Source organism: Flavobacterium tyrosinilyticum (genome assembly GCF_023656565.1).
GTDB lineage: Bacteria > Bacteroidota > Bacteroidia > Flavobacteriales > Flavobacteriaceae > Flavobacterium > Flavobacterium tyrosinilyticum.
This window is the reverse complement of sequence record NZ_JAMOKG010000001.1, coordinates 802,701-821,983: the sequence shown is the minus strand read 5'-3', so window position 1 is coordinate 821,983 and position 19,283 is coordinate 802,701. Positions and strand designations below refer to the sequence as shown.

Sequence of the window (19,283 nt, the reverse complement as noted above, 5' to 3'; positions counted from 1 at the left end):
TTAAGGAATATAAACGAATGAAAATAGCGTAATTAGGTTTAAAAAGTTTTCCGCCACGAATTCACGAATTTTATTTTTAAAATAATTCGTGAATTCGTGGCTGAAAAAAATATTTTTAACCGTAATGAGGCTCAGTAATTGGTTTTGATTTCGGATCTAAAGTTTCATCATGTTGAGATAAATCCAATCCGATGTGTTCTGATTCTTCTGAAACTCTTAGCGGAATAATGAAATTGGTTACTTTGAACAAGAAATAAGCTCCAAAGAAAGTAAAGACTGAAACTAGAACCAATGCCATCATGTGATGTCCGAAAACATTCCATCCGCCGTGAAGTAAACTTGCATTTTCGCCGTGAGCGAAAATAGCGGTTAGGATCATTCCCATAATTCCGCCCACACCGTGACAAGCAAAAACGTCAAGCGTATCGTCGAATTTTTTAGAATATTTACAATTTACAGCGGTATTAGAGACTAGAGCCGTAATGAAACCGAAAAACATACTTTCTGGCACCGAAATAAATCCTGCAGCAGGCGTAATGGCAACAAGACCAACAACAGCACCAATACAAGCGCCAAGGGCAGAAACTTTTCTTCCGTTCATTCTGTCAAAGAAAATCCAAGTTAACATCGCTGCAGCCGATGAAGTTGTCGTTGTAGCAAAAGCCATAGCCGCAGTTCCGTTGGCCGCTAGAGCAGATCCAGCGTTGAAACCGAACCATCCAAACCAAAGCATTCCTGTTCCTAATAATACAAATGGAATATTGGTTGGAATATGCTGGCTGTTTTTTCTTTTTCCTAAAACAATAACTCCCGCCAAAGCTGCAAAACCAGAACTCATGTGCACCACAGTTCCTCCAGCAAAATCTTTAACGCCAAAATAACTTCCTAAAATGCCCGTTGGGTACCAAACCGCGTGACATAAAGGAGCATATATAAAAATGGTAAATAAACTAATGAAAACTAAATAAGAAATAAAACGAACGCGCTCTGCAAACGAACCTGTGATAATTGCAGGACAAATGATGGCAAATTTCATCTGAAACAAAGCAAAAAGCATAAACGGAATCGTATTGGCCAATTGTTTATGAGGCAGAACGCCAACATAATCCATAAAAGCAAAAGTGGTCGGATTACCAAAAAAGCTGTAAAAATGATCTCCAGAACCAAAACCAACCGGTTCTCCAAAAGCAAGACTAAATGCAACTACAACCCATAAAAGCGTAACGACACCTAGACAGATAAAACTTTGAAGCATAGTCGAAATAACGTTTTTCTTTCCTACCATTCCGCCATAAAAGAAAGACAATCCTGGTGTCATGATTAAAACCAGACAGCTTGAAGTAAGCATCCAGGCAACATCGGCAGGAACAATATGATCTGTCGTTCCAAATTCTGATAAAACATAATTATTTTCGGTAACTGTTGGCCAAAAAGCTCCTATCGTACATACGACGCTTATCATGATAAAGGAGATAATCCAGCGTTTTTCTATTTTCATTTTTAAAATACTTTGTTTAACCCTATTTTTTTTGGGGTCAAAGTTAGAAAAAAATAAATATTCTTGTTTTTAAGGCTGATAAAATAGAGGTGTAGGTTTTATTTTGATGAATTTTGTAAAATACCACTCGTTTTTTTGACAGTATCTTATTCTAAAGTTACAAAAAAGCACTGTTTTTGCCGAATTAATTAAAAATAATCTGCTAACAGTGCTTCTAAAGTGCTCAAAAAGTTATGTTTATAATAAGAAAACCGTAAAATGTTTTATTTTTTCTGAAGTTTTGCAATCAAAGCGTCTTCAATTGGTGCTTTTATTTTGGTTACAGCATCAACTTCGTCATTCGGAACGGTCATCGATAGAACATAATGCTGAATTTTCCATTCGTTCCCTACTTTTATTAAAACCCCAGAACCGCGGCAAATTTTCATTTGTGTGTCTAGCAGTTCATCAAACCAAGCAATCTTTCCGCTTTTATCAAAAAAGATATGACGCTCTAAAGCTTTAAAATTCCATGTAGTTCCTTTGTCGAAAAAGGGTTTTGCCCAAACGGCAAATTCTTTTTTAGTCCAATTCTCGGTTGCATCGGTTCCGATGTAAATTGCGTCGTCTGCCAATGTATTAAAGTAAGCATCAAATTTTACTTCGCCAGCAGCTTTGTGCCACGCGTCAAGAGTCTGATTGATTTTGTTTTTGTCTGCTTGTGCATTGGCAAAAGAAGCAACGAATAAAAGAAGTAAAAGTGTTTTTTTCATGAGATATGTTATTTGAGTTTAAAGGTATAATTTTTTTTGAACCATATAAGTGATATAAGAAAACTAAAGAAAACGAATTATTGCCGCAAAGGCACCAAGGCACTAAGAATCTTTAAAATAAAACTTTGCGCCCTTGGTGCCTTTGTGGCATGTGTAAGTAAAGCTTAAATTATCTTACATTACTTATATGGTGTAATATCTCAAAAACCACTATATTTGATTCATCAATAAAAATACCCCAGTCATGAATCCAAAAATACTTCTAAGCTCAATAGCTGTTACTTCTTTACTTTTTGTTTCTTGTAAAAAGGAATTAGAACCGCAAGAAAGTACAGCAACATCAGAATTAGTAAGATTAGGACTTGCAAAAGATACAACTAAAACTGCGGCGCCAGTGGTGCAAGCACCTGCAACAAACCCAAATACAGTTTTAAGCGATACGAAAGGAATTAACCCTGCTCACGGACAGCCGGGACATCGTTGCGATATTGCGGTTGGGGCGCCTTTAAATTCGGCACCAACACAGCAAGCGCAGGCAACTCAAGCACAAACCGTTCAGGTAAATCCGACTCAGCAGAAAATGGTTACGACTACAACTGCTGCTCCAGTTAAAGTAGCAAAAGGAATGAATCCGCCACACGGACAGCCAGGACATAGATGTGATATTCCTGTTGGAGCACCTTTAAATTCTGCTCCTGCAAAAACTACAAAAACAACAGCTTCAAATACCGCTCAAAGCGGAACAGTTACGCAAAATTTTACGGTTACTCCGCCAGCATCAAACCCAGTTCCAGCTTTGTTAAGCACAGAAGGTACTGAAGCGACAGTAGCAGACGGAATGAACCCGCCACACGGAAAACCAGGCCACCGTTGCGATATTGCAGTTGGCGCACCGTTGCCAAAATCGTAAGTGAAAGTGACAAAGTAATAAAGTAACAAAGTGACAAAGATTCTAAGTTTTCTTGGAATCTTTGTCACTTTGTTACTTTGTTACTTTGCAACTTATTATATTAATGTTCTTTTATCTTCTCGAAAGTGCTCGTCAATGTCTTTTTAGCTTTGGCCAATGCACCGCTAAAAGCTTTTTCAAGACTTTCGGCGTGTTCTGTAACCGTAATTGGCTGTAGTTTTACAGGACGAACTTCAATCACACACTTTTTGTCATGCAAGCTGAATTTTTCTCCATTTTCATCTCCAAAATGAATTTCTACGCGAGTAATTTTATCTTGAAAACGGTCTAAGCTTTTTTCTACTTCTCCAGAAAAATAACTTTCTAATCTTGCACTTCCTTCAATGTTTTTGTCGGTGTTGATTTGTACTTTCATAACAAATAAAATTTAATGATTCATTCTCAAACTTACCCATTTTTGTGAGAAAAGACAAGTAGGTTAAGGAAATATTATGAAATTTTAAATTGATTTATTTTTCAATTTTGTAATTTCGATTTGGAGAAAATATACTTAGAGTACTTTAATTTTTAAATAAAGAAAAAACTTACAATTTGTTTTTGTTTTTCATATATTTGGAGTTCCTAAATGCAAAAAATATGAATACAAAAAACTTCTTGCCCGTATGGTATGGTGGCGGTATTGGAAACAATCGCAACGCTCTTTGCAGCGTAGGACACCTAAGCTATGCGGGTTTTATAATTCCTAAATGCAAAATTATGAGTACAAACACCCTTTCCAAAGAAACCGAATTGAGGTTAACTGAATTCTTCAACAATTCAATTGATTCCAAAAGTATGGCAAAAACCATTAGGCAAGTAAATTTCCTAATTGCTTTAAATGCAATACGAGAAGATGGATTTATGAAAACTGAAACCGTAAATATTGAAGATGGTTTCTTTTGGCTAAATGAATTAGCAGAAATTCTTGATCCTTATTTAGGGATTGAGTAAGAAATGAGAAAAAGCCACTTGGGAAAGTGGCTTTTTTGTTTAATAAAACTAGTTTCTTTAGTAATATTAGAAAAATATATTATTTTACTTCTTTAGTTATTAAATCTAATAATTCTATATCTGAAAGTTCAATTTCATTATCATCAACAAAAAAATATATACTTTCATCTATTTTATTAGCTTCGTTAGAAACATAGTTTTGATTTTTATTTAATAATAACTCGTTTAATGAGGTAGTAGAAATTAAAACGCTTCCAATTTCAGGTAATTTAATTTCTCGGATCTTAAATTTTCTATTTTGAAAGCAAATTTCAGCCATTTCCGTATTTTAAGTTTTTATTTTTTAATAATTATTGAGCTAAACAACAGTAACTATACGAGATAAAATTTTTAAATTGTTTGGTTATTCAAGGTTAAGTTGGATATCATTACTTTGAATTGTCTTATTCTCTTCGCTTATTTTTAAAACTTTTTCTTTTGTAATAATTTGATTGCTTTCAATTACTTTAACTGTTGGAGGTTCTGAAAATTGATAGTTTTTTAGTTCTGAAATTAACAAATCAAACTCTTCACTAGTAGCTACAATAACATCATCTAAGCCAATAACATCACCACTTTTAATTTTTGCTTTTACGCTTCTTGCTTCATTAATTTCTAATGTTACTAAATAGCTTAATGCTTTTCTATGAACATATTTTAAAGCAATAGCTTCTAAATCGGCTTGTTTGTATCGTTCCCTTAAGCTCGTTTTTGCGGAGATGCATATAGGACCACGTTCAGTTGTGTATAACATTAAATCATATATAACATTAGGAACAAAAGCCACTTTTGCACTTAAGTATAAGGGTAAAATGTTTTCACGAATAAACAAGGTGGCTAATATATATTCAAATATTTTACCGTTTAAATTGTTATTGCCTTCAGGATGTTTTTTGTACGCTTCCCAGTAAAGTGAAATATACTCAGAAGGTTTACTATATTTTACATCTAAAAAATTTACAAATAAACTATCAAATACAATATTTGCCTTTTTATCTAATCCTATTGTAATTCCTAATTTGTTTAGTTTACTCATTTCTACGTTCTATAATTTTTTCTAAAATCTTTTCTGCTGTTGCTTGAATTGCAGGAATAGCAACAGAATTTCCAAATTGTTTATATGCGGAAGCATCAGCAACTGGAATTACAAAATGATCAGGAAAACCTTGTAATCTTGCCCATTCTCTAGGAGTCATTTTTCTAACGCCTTCACGATTTACTTCGCCTTTAATATGTGTTGATGGTGTGAAATCAGTAATTCGATTATCTATTACTAGATTTCTTTCTCTTCCCATTCCTCCAACTAAGATAGAATTTGATATTTCGTCATCTTTAATGATTTGATATCCAAATCCATTTCCTTTGCTGGCGTGTCTTTCTTTGTGATTTTTTAAAGTTTGAAGATATTGAGATGATAAATAATATTTTGTAGGTACAACATCCTTCTCTTTTACATCTTTGAATGTAACTTTTTCATCTAAAGTTTCGGGATATTCAAATGACTTTATTCCTAAGTCACCTCTAAAACCAACAATATAAATACGTTCTCTGTTTTGAGGCACACCAAATTCTTTAGCGTTCATAATTTCAGGATCAGGAACATAATATCCTAAATCATTTCTTAGAACATTTAAAATTGTTTCTAAAGTTTTTCCTTTATCATGACTTTTTAAACCTTTTACGTTTTCTAAGAAAATTGCTTTTGGTTGTTTGTCTTTTATAATTTTAGCAACATCAAAAAATAATGTTCCTCGCGTATCTTCAAATCCGCCTCTTTTTCCTGCAATTGAAAAAGCTTGGCAAGGAAATCCTGCGCATAAAACATCAAAACCTTCTGGAATATAATTCTTTGTTCTTTCTTTTGTTATATCTCCAAAAGGAGTTTCTCCAAAATTAGCTTTGTACGTTTTTTTTGCGTTCTCATCCCATTCAGAAGTAAAAACACATTTTCCTCCTAAATTCTGTAATGCAATTCTAAAACCTCCAATTCCTGCAAAAAGATCGATAAATTTAAAAGTATAATTTTCGGGAGTAGGAAACGGAACATCTTCCACTTCAAAAAGTAATTGCTGTAATGCAGAATCAGAAAGCATATTTAGTTTCTCTTCTTCATTCTTATATTCAACAATTTGTTTTATGTATTGGGCAGCTTCTTCTTCAAAATGATCTTTAACGCCATTGTGATAATTGTGCAGATAATGTGTAACAACGGCTTTTCTATTATCGTCTTCTTCTACAAAGCGATTTTTAAATTTTTTACCATCAAATTCGTCAATGTTGATCTTTTCTTCTCCCGTCATTTTGCGCTAAAATTAGTGGTGCAATTTATGAATAATAATCTAAAATTTGGAATTATGTTTTCCACAAACTGGATTTAATGAATAGTAATTATTTGCTTACCCCTTATCCTTCTTCCCCCACTTAACCTTCATTTTTCCTTCATTATCATAAGCAATCAAATGCAGGACAATACCCTTTTCTCGAACGGCTTTTCGTTCTTCTTTGGTGGCGAGTTTGGCGTCGTTTTTAGAGTTTCTTAGCGGAATGGTAAGGGCGAGATTGGTACCTCGGCCGAAAGAGTAAATGCCATTTATGTCAAAATTTAAGACGCTAGAACTTATGGTAAGTTTATTGACATCGATTTGTTCTCCGCGTAGATTAAGCGAACCTGACAAATCGCTGAAAGTAATATTCTCTACATCACGAAACGGAAAAGCAAATTTTCCGACTTTCATAATCGGCTCAAAATTGATTAATGCGCCTTGATTGACATTAAAATCCAGTTTTCCTTTCATCGAATTGACAATCAAATCGCCTTTACTGCTCATTAAACCTGCAACATTCGCATTGCTGGTCAATCGTCCGCGAATGTTTTTTGGACTAAAAGATTTGATTCCGAAATTATTAAAAGACCTTAAAAAGCTCGCAATATCAACTCGGTTTACCTGTGCGTTTGAAGTAAAAACATAACGATTTCCGCTTGGCTCAACAGAACCGCTAAAGTTTATACTTCCACCAGAAGTATTTAATGTTCCGTTTTTAAGCAGAATCTTAGAATTTAGCATTTGCAGCGTTGCCCTAGTGTTGGTTGCGGTAAGCGCCCCGTAGGTGATATTATCGGCTTTGAGATTAATGACAGCCGTGCATTTTTCTATTACCGATCGCAACTGATTCGTAAAATTGACATTCTTTTTAACTGGTTTTTTCTCTGCCACTTTTTGTTTTGGAGAATTTTGCAGAACGCCTAAAAACTGTTTCACATCAATATTCGGGCAATAAATATTCCAGTTTACGACCATTTTTTCGGGTGCGTCGTAATAGAGATTCAAGAAATTATCGATTTTTCCGTCAATGCGGATAATGTTCTTTTTGTGTTTGTAGGCAATTTTTTTAATGTAAAGCGCTTGTTGAGTAAACGACAATTGTACAGCCGTTTTTTCGGCGTGAATCTTCTTCGGAATATAATCAAATGTGGCATCAGTAATATCTACATCGCCTGTAAATTTGGGTTTATTGATGTACAAATCGACAATGTCAAACTGAAATTTCAAATTGGCTTTGGCATGACCGCTTTCAAAATGAAGAATTTTCTCGTTCATCATTCCGTTGAGTTTTGAAATATCAAAATCGGAATTTACAACTCCTGTCGCAATCGGTTTTTCGAGATTGTTAATTACGGCTTGCGCAATTTTTAATGGAATGTTTTCGTATTCAGCATTAAAATTGGTTAGAATAATGGCAGAATTAGGATCGCTGGATTCTTCTTTGGGTTTAAAAGTGTTAGTAAAAATTCCTTTGAAACTGCAATTGGTAAACAAACCATCTGGAATACTCACTTCGTTATCGCGAATGTCTGCCTGCACCACAATTTTCGGATCACCCTCAACATTCAAATCGCCTTTAATGTCGCAGTTTACCTTAATCGGTTTTTTGATGTCAAACTGATTAAGCTTTGAACTAATGTTTGACGATAATAAATTGGAAGCATTTCGCCATAAAATATCCGTTCCAATATTGATTCCGAAAAGCGAATTGCTTTTTCCGACATTAAAATAAGCGATAATGTCAAAAACGTCAGAACCAATTTTAAGTCCTTTGGTTTTAATATCTATTTTCTGATTGGCTTCAGCATACGAAATATCAAAATTGCCTTCCAGCACTTTTTCTTTAGCAAAACTTCCGTGAACGGTATTAAAGGCTAGACTGTTAATTTTGGTTTTCAAATAGAGATTGGTCTGCCAGCTGTTATCGCCATAATTTACTTTAGATTCTAAACTCGCCACGTCAAAATCAAACAGTTTATGCCCCAAATGATTGTCAATAATAACGTGAACTTTGTTGAGGTTTACTTCGTCAATAGTCGTTTCGGGTTTTTCTTTATCGGTTTTTGGTTTCTTCTTTTTGGGTTTAAAAATATTGGCGTTAGAATAACCATTTTCAGCTTTATAAATATAAATATCGGCGTCGTTGATTAAGATTTTATGAATGTTGATTTCGTGCTGCAACAAACTCAAAATATTTAAACGCGCTTCAATTTCTTTTGCTCTTAGCAAAGTATGTTTGTGGCTTTGCCATTGATTGTCTTTTATTTCGACATCACTTAGTGCCAATGTAAAGTTTGGGAAACCAGTAAGAAACTTATAATGAAAATCTCTAATATGGAATTTACCGTTTATATTTTCATTGATTTTGGTATTGACTTTAGCAATAATTTCGGCTTTATTTCGGTTAAAATAAATCGACAAACCTCCGCAGGCCAGCAAAAGTATTGCAATTAAGCCCAAGATAAAATATCCAAAACGTTTGGCATATTTTTTAAAAGAATCAGATTGCAGAAAGGATTTGGTTTTGGATATAGCTTCTTTCATAGTAGCCGAATTTTGGATGTATTAAAGATACTACAAAAAACTTTAACTTTTTATTGGTTTGATTTTCAGATAAATATATTGTAATTTTAAAGCTATGTGGCTCATAATTAATGATAATACATTTATAACGAAAACTAATTTAGTAATGGTGTTTGATTTATTTTAAATTTTTAAATTTGTACTGTAGTTTGAAAGTTAAATATTCAAACCTAATTTTAATCTTAATATATTATGGCATTAGCAATAACAGATGCTACTTTTGATGAAGTAGTTTTGAAATCAGATAAACCAGTAATGGTAGATTTTTGGGCAGCATGGTGTGGTCCTTGTAGAATGGTTGGTCCAATCATTGACCAATTAAGCGAAGAGTACGCTGGTAAAGTAGTTGTTGGTAAAGTAGATGTAGATGCTAACCAAGAATTTGCTGCAAAATATGGTGTGCGTAACATACCAACCGTTTTGGTGTTTCATAACGGTGAAGTAGTAGGAAAACAAGTAGGAGTAGCTCCGAAACAAACCTACGCAGATAGTTTAGACGCTTTATTGTAATCTTAGATTACGATTGATATAAAAAAGGTTTGACGAAAGTCAAACCTTTTTTATTTTTTATATGTTAAGTTTTTTAAACACATAGAAACATAGATTTTATGCTCATAAAAGAGTTTAGAGAAAACTAGTTTTTACACATAGCTATGTGCTTTTAAAAAAGTGAAACGCCTCTACACTCAAAGATAAGCTATGTTTCTATGTGTTAAAATAATCGCAAGAGTTGCTCTAAAATCAATTAGTGGCTGTGAGTTTCACTGTTTTCATAACCCAAAACCGTAATCATATAAGGCGTGCTAGAAACCTTAGTCTTTTTGATTGCCAATGTCGAAAGATTTACCTGTACTAGTTCTCCAGTTGTTGGCGAAGTAATGTAAGCAAAACGGTCTGTAACTGCCATTTGAGGTTTTAGTGTTGCATCTGTAGCTGTTTCTGCAGTTGCTTTAGTTTCTTTTATCGCTTGCAAACTGCTGATGTCGTAAAGTTTAAATTCTCCAGAATGCAATAAAACAGCCAGTTTTTTATGATCGTAACTTACTTTACATTGCATAATGGTTGTGTTCGCAATAATTGGTTTTACAGTATTAGCCACAACATCAATTAAATAAGCGCCTTTTGCAGCAGTATACCCAATGAATTTTCCAGCAGAAGCCGTTTCTAAGATACTCCCAAACCAAGCTGTTCCAAAATCTGCTGGATGATCGATTAGTTTTTGATTTCCGTTGCTTTCTACAACCAAAATTCCGCTTGACGAACCAAAAACAGCATAAACACCATCTGAAGCATTTCCGTGAATTCCTTTTGTCGCAATTTTAGCATCAAAAAGTGTTTTTCCGGTGTTGTCAATAATTTTTACTTTTTCAGGAAGCGTTCCTGTAACCGAATTATCTTTTACCGTAATCGCATAAGTTCCATTAGTAAAAGTTGCCATTGCACCGTGATGTGCCAATAAACCTGCATTTATCGTTTTGAAAGTTGAACCAGCTTTGTTTACATCGGCTTCTTTACCAACAGAAAGCGTTCCGTCGCCATCATTAAAAGTCAGGATTTCGCCGATTTTACTTTTAAAATGCGTTGGTTTTAATGCGCTTGTCGCTAAAATTCCAAATTTAGGAACATCATCAACATCAATATGATCGCCGTGCAATTCCAATCCGCTGTCAAAAGTTTCTACGAAATTATTGTCTCTGTGAACAATTCCTGCAAAACGTCCAGATTCTGTTGTGTACAAAGATGATTTTGGGAATTTTGCCGTAAAAGAACTGATTTTATCTTCATGCGGATCAAAAAGCGTTAACTCTGCAGTTTTTTCGTCAGAAAGTAAAACTCGAACAAATGTATGTTCTTCAGAAGTGTCGTGATCGTGATCATGATCATCGTGGTTGTCATCGTCGTTGCTGCACGAAACCGCAAAAAGCGACACAGCGAATAAAAAAAGCAGTTTGTAAAAATTGTTTTTCATTGTAATAAAGGGTTTAAAATTTGTAAATAATTGATTTTTGAATGGTTGGACTTATCTCGAAACCGAAAACGGAATCTTCATAGAAACAATAATGTTTCGTCCCGCTTCTGGAAGTTCGATAAGTCGATAAAAGCTGGTGTGATTTAAATATCTCGTGTTAAATAAATTCTGGATCTGAATATTGATGCTGATATCCTGTTTTCCTGTCTTAACTTTTGAACCAAAAGCCAAATTGAACACATGACTTTCAGCCGTTTTTTTCTCAGGCGGAACGATATTGTTTTGTTGTGCCGTAAAGCGATAATCAAAAGAAAAGTAAGGTTCTTTTAAAAAGGATATTTGAGGTTCGTAATTCAATCCCAACAAAACAGAAGGCGGTGGAGAAAACGGGAGTGTATAGCCTTTTTTACTGCCCGATTTTTGTTCTGAATAAAGATATTCGGCACCGATTTCTACACTTAAAGAATTTAGGAAATAATATCTCGTCTGCAATTCCGCACCATAACGAAAGATTTTACTTTGTTCATATTCAAAAACCTGATTTCCTGCACCATAATAAATATCATGAGCGGAAGTCGGATTCAGATAAATGAAATTTGGAAAATAGTTCACAAACGGCGTCAGTTGAAAAGACCAGTTTTGCTGATTCCATTCCATTCCCAAATCCAATTGATACGAACGCTCTGCATTCAAATTCGGATTCCCTTTTTCGAATCGGAAATAATGATAATTTACACCGTTTGAAGCCAATTCTTTGGCAATCGGCATTCTAAAACTCGAACCCAAATTGGCTTTCAGCGAAAGCTTTCCAGGATTATAATTTGCACCAATCGACCACGTAAAACTGTCAAAAGTTTTGGTCAAATCTTCAGAACGCTGTAAATATTCTAAATGAGTTTGATTGTTTTCTGAAACGGGACTTTGAAACCAATCGTAATGCGATTTCATTTTAATTTTTCCGTAGTCGTAACGAACAGCGCCATTTAGAAACCATTTTTCGTTCAGTTCAATTTTATCGTAAGCAAATAAACCAGCATTGAATTGCGTGAAAGCAGGAATTAAAAAACTCCATCCGCCGATTTCATTTTGCTGAAAAGCTAAATTCGAACCGACCGTAATTTGATGATTTTGAATTCTAAATTCGTCTTTAGCAGAAAACGACCAGACATCTTTATCGTATTGGCGTTCCAAATCTTGAGGAGCGTACATATCTTCCGGATAAATTGCTGGCATATATCCGTGATTTACGTAATGGCTGTACTCTCTTCTAAAGTTATTCTGAAAACCAATCTGCGTCTCAAAAGCATGATTTCTGAATTGAAAAGAAGTCGTATTGCTAACCTTTAAATGATTGACTTGCTGATATGGCATCAAAATATCACGGTTCGATTTGTCGTGTAATTCTAGATCTACATTTCGAGGTTCTAGCCCGTGCGCATTCGCAAAAAATCCGCTTTTGGTGTGCACATTGCTGAAATAGAAAACCGATTTAAAATGTTCTCCAGAATAACCTGTACTCAAATGGAAATCAAGTTCTTTTCCAGCCGTATTTCGCAAATGATTTTTGTATAATTGAACAGCATAACTATACACATGAACCACATCGGTCGGAACGCGATAATCGCCGTAATCCATTGTGGTAACTCGAGAATCGAAGAACCAATTTTCGTTTCTTCCAAATAAATTAATGGAGCTTCCAAATTGTGCATTATTGCTTTTTCCCGTAAGATCAACGCTTCCGCCAAAAGTGTTTTGCGACGGCAGAGGTAAAGGTTTAATGTTAATTGCACCGCCCACAGCATCAGATCCGTAAATAAATGAAGAAGGACCTTTTATAATTTCTACCCGATTGACAGCATATTGATCGATTTCCAAGCCGTGATCTGCGCCCCATTGTTGTCCTTCGTGTTTCAAGCCATTCTCCACTACAATAACCTGATTGAAACTCAAGCCACGAATAAGCGGTTTAGAACCTCCAGAACCAATGGAAATAGTTTTAACGCCTGGCAATTTCTGCAACGATTGCATAAGGCTTCCGCCAAGATTACGTTGAATGAAGCTATTGTTTACCGTTTCAACATTCAGCGATTCTTCTTTTTTGCGTTTTTCGGCAGAATTTCCGTTAACTAAAACTTCGTCAAGCTCTTTGATTTCTGGTTTTTTTTCTGATGGCTGATTTTGGGTAAAAACTTCGCTTGAAACCAATAAACTGAGGAGTAAAAAATAATATTTCCAATAAATGGATAGGGCATTCTTCATTAATCTGATCTTATAAAATTTTAATACTTAAACCTTTCAGTGTTTGCCAGCCTTCTTTATCCGTCAAGCGGATCATAAAATGATAATCTCCAGGATCAACATCGGCAGGAATGGTGATTTGTGCTGTTGCTTCGTAACTTTTTAAACCATCAGGAATAGTGTAATTGTTGATGAAAAGCATTGGTTTTACAGGTTTTTTTACCGCTTCCATATAACAGCTCGCTACTTCTGTACTGTGCGTGTGATGGTCAAAATTGTGGTGAATATCCAGACTGTAAGAACCTAAAGCAACATTATCAGTAAAAGTGGCTTTAAACGTGAAGGTTTGTCCGCGCTCAATTGTACTGCATTGAATCGGAAAAGCATTCGCTCCAGTGATGTCAATTACAGGATATTCTGTATCGATTTCTGCAGTATCACTGGAACATGATGAAATAAAAGCAAGTGCCAAAACACCTAAAAGAAATTGTATCTTTTTCATATTTTTAGATTGGAATTAAAGTGCAAATGGAAGCTCAAGAGATTGCGAAAAGTTGATATTGTACGTCGTATTTTTATACAAAACCAAGAAAGTATAGTTGCCAGAAGTCCAAGATTTATTAGCAACCAAATCTTGTGGAACTGGTAAATTGTTATCTTTTGCGGCACCAATAGTAAGCTTTGGAGTTTCTCTCAGAAATTTTGTACCGTCCCACGGAATGTTAGAAAATTGACCTACATCTGCCATATTTTTATGTTCGAAAACATCATAGACAATCACTTTGCTAAAATCAATCTGATCTACACTTTCTGGGTTGTGTTTGGTATTTTTATTAATCAAAAGCAAATACATAATTCCGTCGCCTTTTACGCCTTCAAGCGTTACTTGCGAACTGAAAATGTCGTTGTTTTTGTATTTAGCCGTCTCATCAGAAAATTTGCCTTTTCGATACATAAATGTGTCATTTATAAAAAGCGTGAATACTGAAGCTACTGGTTTTACAGGAATATTTTCTAGTTTGTAAATCGTTAGGTTTTTCTTTACTTCCAGCTTGGTTCCGTTTTGATCGTTTATGATAATGATGAAATCATATTTTCCTTCTGCAGCATCTTCGGGAATATCAAAATGTTTGTGAACCGTTGCGTTTTTTGCACCTGCATATTGCGTCCAAGTAATTTCATGTGACCATATTTTAGAATACGTTTCGGTGCTTTTTTGTATAATCTTAACTTGTACATTTTCGATTTTATAAGCAGCTGTCACTTCTGCATTAAAATGGAAATCTGCGCCGATAGTTGCTGTTTCGTTGTTGCCAAGACCAAGTTCGATTTTATCAATGGTGGGAATTGCCTGTTCTTTTTCGGAATCGTCATTACTACAACTTGAAAAAGTAATTGCAGCAAAGAGTGAAGCCAAAATGAGTTTTGTTGTTTTCATTTTTTCTGATTTGATTTTGATCATTTTATAAAGGGTATTTGGGTTACAAAAAGGGCATAGCGATTTCAATATTCCAGTCCCATTGTGACGGAATACTGGTAGAAAATTGGATATTTGGCTAAGTCCCGGAGGGACGAAATATTTATAGAAAAAAGATTTACGACCTAAGAAAAAGCCTCAGAGAGGCGACATATTTCTTTTCTCTGATTAAGCAACAGCGCGAACTAGAAACCTGAATAAGGATTTAGTTCAGAATGTGTTAATCGATAAAAATTTGGAAGTTTTTTTTGTGTAGAAAACGCTATTTCAATGTCAATATCAATATCAATATCAATATCAATATCAATATGTTGTATTAAATGCTTAAAATGAATAAAATAGCCTTTGAATGTTTTAAGATTTTGAAATCATAAAAACAACTAAATAGCCGAATTGCCTAGGCAATTGAGAACACAAAAAAATACTAAAGTGTAAAAGGCGGGGCTCGAAGGGAAAATAAAGAGCCCTTAAAAAATGTAAAATGTGGTTTGCTGTAAAAACTAAGGTGTTTTACAACAGGATTATTTTTGAAAAACTGAAAAACAGTAAACTCAAAGGTACCAACAGCGCTGAATTTAAAATCACAAATTGAACATTTATGAAACGAATGTAGTTTGGCTTTAAATTGCGGTTTTTCGGAAACAGAAAACTCTAATTTCTCTTTGCAATTATGAGTGTCTAAAATATGCTCATACGAATGGATAGCCGGAAAAAGTATTGCGAACAATACGATTAAAGGCATAAAGAGATTAATAATTTTAAGTTTCTTTTTCATTCGTCGAGATTGCTTCTGACCATTTTATAGTCAGAATTAATGCAATAGTGTTGCAAATATAGAAATCTTATTTTTAAATGCAATGTTGTTGCAGTAATTGTTTGTAAAAAATCAATGCTTTTGTTAATTTTAGCAAATCTTATATTCCTTAAAAATGAAAATTTTCTACAGCTTTCTTTGTTTTTTTATCTTGATTTTCAATAGTTTTTCTCAGTCAAAAGAAATACAGGTTTACCTTTTGGATAAAGGTGTTTCAGAGTCATTGGCTAATTATAGAAAACAGGAAATCTCAGATGTCACTTACGGACTTTCATTTGAAATTCCGAATAAAAAAGAAGAACAAATTAAAGCCAATTTGGTTTTAGGAGTAACTTTGCCAAATCATCCTTATCGTTATGTTTATTTAGATTTTAAAGAGAAAACGGAAAACATACAAGCAATTGAAGCCAATGGAAAAAAGGTTTCAATTGTACACGAAAATGGCCATATTGTGATTGATTCTTCGGCCTTAGTTTCAGGAAAAAATAGCATTTCAATTTCATTTATAGCAGGTAATTTGTCATTAAATAGAAATGACGATTTTTTATATACTTTATTAGTTCCAGACCGCGCGAGTACATTGTTTCCTTGCTTTGATCAGCCCGATTTAAAAGCGATTTATAAACTAAAGCTTTCTGTGCCAAAAGATTGGTCGGTTTTGGCTGGAGCCAATGTCGTAGAGAAACTTGAAAAAGGTGGTTTTACGTCTTATACTTTTGGAGAATCGGACAAAATGAGTACCTATTTATTCTCTTTTGTTGCAGGAAAATTCAAAAGCGCGACACGAAAGCCAGGTTTAGAAATGACGATGTTGTATCGTGAAAATAGTCCGGAGAAATTTCGCGTAAGCGCTGATACTATTTTCAATTTACATCAGCAATCGTTAGACTTTTTAGAAAAATATACCAATTATAAATTTCCGTTTCAGAAGTTAGATTTTGCTTCGATTCCTGTTTTTCAATATGGTGGAATGGAGCATGTCGGCGCGATTCAATACAGAGAATCGACTTTGTTTTTGGACAACAGCGCAACCGACAGCGAAAAACTAAATCGTGCAAAGCTAATTGCACACGAAACTTCACACATGTGGTTTGGCGATTTTGTTACGATGAAATGGTTTGACGACGTTTGGATGAAAGAGGTTTTTGCCAACTTTATGGCCGATAAAATCATGAATCCGATTTTTCCGAAAGTCAATCATAATCTGCAATTTTTTACGGCGCATTATCCTAGCGCTTTCGCGGAAGATCGATCTTTAGGAACACATCCTATCAAACAGCATTTGGCGAATTTAAAAGATGCGGGTTCGCTATATGGAGCCATTATTTACAACAAAGCACCCATTATGATGCGTCAGTTAGAAGCTTCGATGGGTAAGGAAGCTTTTCAGAAAGGAATCGAAAAATACATTCAGAAATATGCCAACGACAATGCCGATTGGAATAACTTAGTGGAACTTCTAGATGCCGAAACGCCTTTGGATATGAAAAAATGGAGCGATGTCTGGGTAAATAAATCGGGAAGAGCCATTTTTACGGATCAAATAGAATATGACACGCAAAACAAAATCAAGAAGTTTGAAATTATACAGCAAGCCGAAGATAAATCAGAGAATATCTGGCCTCAGGTTTTTCAGATTGGTTTAGTTTATGCTAAGGAGGTAAAAGTTTTATCAGGTAATATTAATGATAAAAATACGATCGTAAAAGAAGCTATCGGACTTGAAAAACCGATCGCCATTGTTTACAATTATAATGGTTTCGGGTACGGCGTTTTTCCGCTTGACGGGAACAATTTAAATTATATTGCTGATTTAAAAGATGAAATGGCAAGAGCTTCTAGTTATAGTAATCTTTATGAAAATACTTTGATTGGCAATGTTTCGCCAGAAAAAGCTTTTGAATGTTTTGTAAAAGGAATTCAAACAGAACAAAACGAATTGGTTTTGAGAATGGCGGCAGGAAGTTTAAATACGATTTATTGGAGATTATTGACAGAAAAACAAGAAAGTAAAGTTCAGAAACAGCTTGAAGGTGTTTTATATGAGCGTTTACAGGCCAATTTATCTGCGAATATCAAAAAGACTTTATTTGGATTATTTAGCTCAATTGCCTATTCTAATTCGGCTAAAGCCAGTTTATATAAAATTTGGAACAGAGAAATTTCGATTTCGAATTTGAAATTAAATGAAGACGATTATACCAATATGGCGATGAATCTCGCGATTTTTGAACATCCAAAAGCCGATGAAATTTTGGAGAAAACCAGAACATCTTTCACAAATCCGGATAAACAAAAGCGTTTTGAGTTTTTGCTTCCATCTTTATCAAAAGATGAATCGGTTCGAAATGCCTTTATCGAATCATTAAAAGAGGATTCTAATCGTGAAAAAGAATCTTGGGTTTCTGTAGGTTTGGCAAATGTAAATCATCCGCTTCGTCAAGGAAGTGCACAAAAGTATCTTAGATTTTCACTAGATTTGGTTGATGAAATCCAGCGCACGGGAGATATTTTTTTCCCGAAAGATTGGCTGGATAATACCGTTGGGAAATATTCGTCGAAATTTGCTTTTGATGAAGTACAGCGATTCTTAAAAGAAAACCCTAATTTTAGTCCGATCTTGAAACGTAAATTGTTTCAGGCGACAGATTTGCTTTATAAAGCACAAAATATTAAAAAAGAAACCGAATGAAAATCGAATCGGAAATAGAGAAAGTCTCCAGTTTTCAGCATCTTGAAATGCTGGCCAATCAGGTTGTGGAAGGTTTTATATCGGGAATGCACAAGAGTCCGTTTCATGGATTTTCGGCTGAATTTGCAGAACATAAAGTCTACAATGCAGGCGAAAGCACCAAACATATCGATTGGAAATTGTTTGCTAAAACGGATCGTTTGTACACGAAACGTTTTGAGGAAGAAACCAATTTACGCTGTCATTTGATTGTAGATAATTCGTCATCAATGCATTATCCTGAGCTCAAATCAAATCAGCCTTTTTACGAAAAGAAAATCGGTTTTGCAGTTTTGGCTTCGGCTGTTTTAATGAATATTTTAAAGAAACAGCGTGATGCCGTTGGTTTGAGCGTTTTCTCGGACAAATACGAATATTACGCACCGGAAAAAGGAAGCGATCGTCACCATAGAATGCTTTTGAATAAACTGGAAGAATTATTGGTTCAGCCAAAAGTCAAAAAAACGACCGATACGATTACCTATCTGCATCAGATTGCAGAGAAAATGCATCGCCGTTCTATGATTATTTTGTTTACCGATATGTTTCAGACCGAAGATGATGAGAAATTATTCAACGCACTGCAACATCTAAAACACAATAAGCACAAAGTAGTTTTATTTCATGTAGTTGATAATGAAACCGAATTGAAATTTGATTTTGATAACACGCCAAGAAAGTTTATCGACTTAGAATCAGGAGAAGAGGTTTCAATTTTTGCTGACAATGTAAAAGAAGAATATGAAAAAAGGGTAGAAGCCTACTTTAAAAACTTGGCTTTAACCTGTGCAAAGAACCAAATTAAGTACGTTTCGGTAAATGTGGGCGATAATTTTGAAAAAATATTGACTACATATTTAGTTGAAAAACAAAACTTTGGATAAAGATTTGAAAATTTATTTCATTTTTTTTACAAAAACGCTTGCAGAAACGAAATTCTGTTCTATCTTTGCAACCG

General features: G+C 34.5%; 16 protein-coding genes. 5 read left to right on the top strand and 11 right to left on the bottom strand.

The window, feature by feature from the left end; genetic code table 11:
- Positions 1-115: 115 nt before the first annotated feature.
- Positions 116-1,498 (bottom strand): ammonium transporter, encoded by a 1,383-nt coding sequence (locus NCC77_RS03620; RefSeq protein WP_250834390.1) that lies wholly within the window; start codon positions 1,496-1,498, stop codon positions 116-118.
- A gap of 263 nt (positions 1,499-1,761) precedes the next feature.
- Entirely contained in the window at positions 1,762-2,250 is a 489-nt protein-coding gene (locus tag NCC77_RS03615) for a nuclear transport factor 2 family protein (protein ID WP_250834389.1), read from the bottom strand.
- A 244-nt stretch (positions 2,251-2,494) separates the two neighbouring features.
- Between NCC77_RS03615 and NCC77_RS03610 the strand changes: the two genes are divergently transcribed.
- Complete coding sequence (locus tag NCC77_RS03610; protein WP_250834388.1) at positions 2,495-3,160, top strand: hypothetical protein; 666 nt, start codon at positions 2,495-2,497, stop codon at positions 3,158-3,160.
- A 100-nt stretch (positions 3,161-3,260) separates the two neighbouring features.
- Here the strand turns inward: NCC77_RS03610 and NCC77_RS03605 are convergent, their stop codons facing one another.
- The gene (locus tag NCC77_RS03605; RefSeq protein WP_095929746.1) at positions 3,261-3,575 is read right to left on the bottom strand and encodes an HPF/RaiA family ribosome-associated protein; all 315 of its coding nucleotides are present in this window, start codon (positions 3,573-3,575) and stop codon (positions 3,261-3,263) included.
- A 221-nt stretch (positions 3,576-3,796) separates the two neighbouring features.
- Here NCC77_RS03605 and NCC77_RS03600 point away from each other — a divergent pair, with 221 nt between their 5' ends.
- A complete protein-coding gene (locus NCC77_RS03600) occupies positions 3,797-4,150 on the top strand; it encodes a hypothetical protein (protein ID WP_349306036.1) in 354 nt (117 codons plus the stop codon).
- Between the two features lie 79 nt (positions 4,151-4,229).
- Here NCC77_RS03600 and NCC77_RS03595 read toward each other — a convergent pair whose 3' ends face one another.
- The 4 genes from NCC77_RS03595 to NCC77_RS03580 form a co-directional block, all read right to left on the bottom strand.
- Positions 4,230-4,469: a hypothetical protein gene (locus tag NCC77_RS03595; RefSeq protein ID WP_250834387.1), complete on the bottom strand. Its 240-nt coding sequence runs from the start codon at positions 4,467-4,469 to the stop codon at positions 4,230-4,232.
- 84 nt (positions 4,470-4,553) lie between these two features.
- Complete coding sequence (locus tag NCC77_RS03590; RefSeq protein WP_250834386.1) at positions 4,554-5,225, bottom strand: PDDEXK family nuclease; 672 nt, start codon at positions 5,223-5,225, stop codon at positions 4,554-4,556.
- The gene (locus NCC77_RS03585) at positions 5,218-6,489 is read right to left on the bottom strand and encodes a DNA cytosine methyltransferase (protein ID WP_250834385.1); all 1,272 of its coding nucleotides are present in this window, start codon (positions 6,487-6,489) and stop codon (positions 5,218-5,220) included. Before NCC77_RS03585 ends, NCC77_RS03590 begins: the two co-directional genes overlap by 8 nt.
- A gap of 96 nt (positions 6,490-6,585) precedes the next feature.
- Positions 6,586-9,057: an AsmA family protein gene (locus NCC77_RS03580; RefSeq protein ID WP_250834384.1), complete on the bottom strand. Its 2,472-nt coding sequence runs from the start codon at positions 9,055-9,057 to the stop codon at positions 6,586-6,588.
- Positions 9,058-9,288: 231 nt separating this feature from the next.
- On the opposite strand from NCC77_RS03580, the gene trxA reads away from it, so the two are divergent.
- Positions 9,289-9,606, top strand: a complete 318-nt coding sequence (gene trxA, locus NCC77_RS03575; RefSeq protein WP_068844792.1) for a thioredoxin — start codon at positions 9,289-9,291, stop codon at positions 9,604-9,606.
- Positions 9,607-9,841: 235 nt separating this feature from the next.
- On the opposite strand, the gene NCC77_RS03570 is transcribed toward trxA, so the two are convergent.
- The 4 genes from NCC77_RS03570 to NCC77_RS03555 are packed head-to-tail and all read right to left on the bottom strand — an operon-like array spanning position 9,842 to position 14,741.
- Entirely contained in the window at positions 9,842-11,065 is a 1,224-nt protein-coding gene (locus NCC77_RS03570; protein ID WP_250834383.1) for a hypothetical protein, read from the bottom strand.
- A gap of 51 nt (positions 11,066-11,116) precedes the next feature.
- On the bottom strand, positions 11,117-13,324 hold the full coding sequence (locus NCC77_RS03565; protein ID WP_250834382.1) for a TonB-dependent receptor: 2,208 nt from the start codon (positions 13,322-13,324) through the stop codon (positions 11,117-11,119).
- Between the two features lie 10 nt (positions 13,325-13,334).
- Positions 13,335-13,805: a DUF4625 domain-containing protein gene (locus NCC77_RS03560; protein ID WP_250834381.1), complete on the bottom strand. Its 471-nt coding sequence runs from the start codon at positions 13,803-13,805 to the stop codon at positions 13,335-13,337.
- A 15-nt stretch (positions 13,806-13,820) separates the two neighbouring features.
- Complete coding sequence (locus tag NCC77_RS03555; protein WP_250834380.1) at positions 13,821-14,741, bottom strand: DUF4625 domain-containing protein; 921 nt, start codon at positions 14,739-14,741, stop codon at positions 13,821-13,823.
- Positions 14,742-15,709: 968 nt separating this feature from the next.
- Here NCC77_RS03555 and NCC77_RS03550 point away from each other — a divergent pair.
- Together NCC77_RS03550 and NCC77_RS03545 are read left to right on the top strand one after the other, a co-directional pair.
- On the top strand, positions 15,710-18,286 hold the full coding sequence (locus NCC77_RS03550) for a M1 family metallopeptidase (RefSeq protein WP_250834379.1): 2,577 nt from the start codon (positions 15,710-15,712) through the stop codon (positions 18,284-18,286).
- Complete coding sequence (locus NCC77_RS03545; protein WP_250834378.1) at positions 18,283-19,209, top strand: DUF58 domain-containing protein; 927 nt, start codon at positions 18,283-18,285, stop codon at positions 19,207-19,209. The genes NCC77_RS03550 and NCC77_RS03545 overlap by 4 nt, the downstream gene beginning before the upstream one ends.
- The last annotated feature ends 74 nt before the right edge of the window (positions 19,210-19,283 follow it).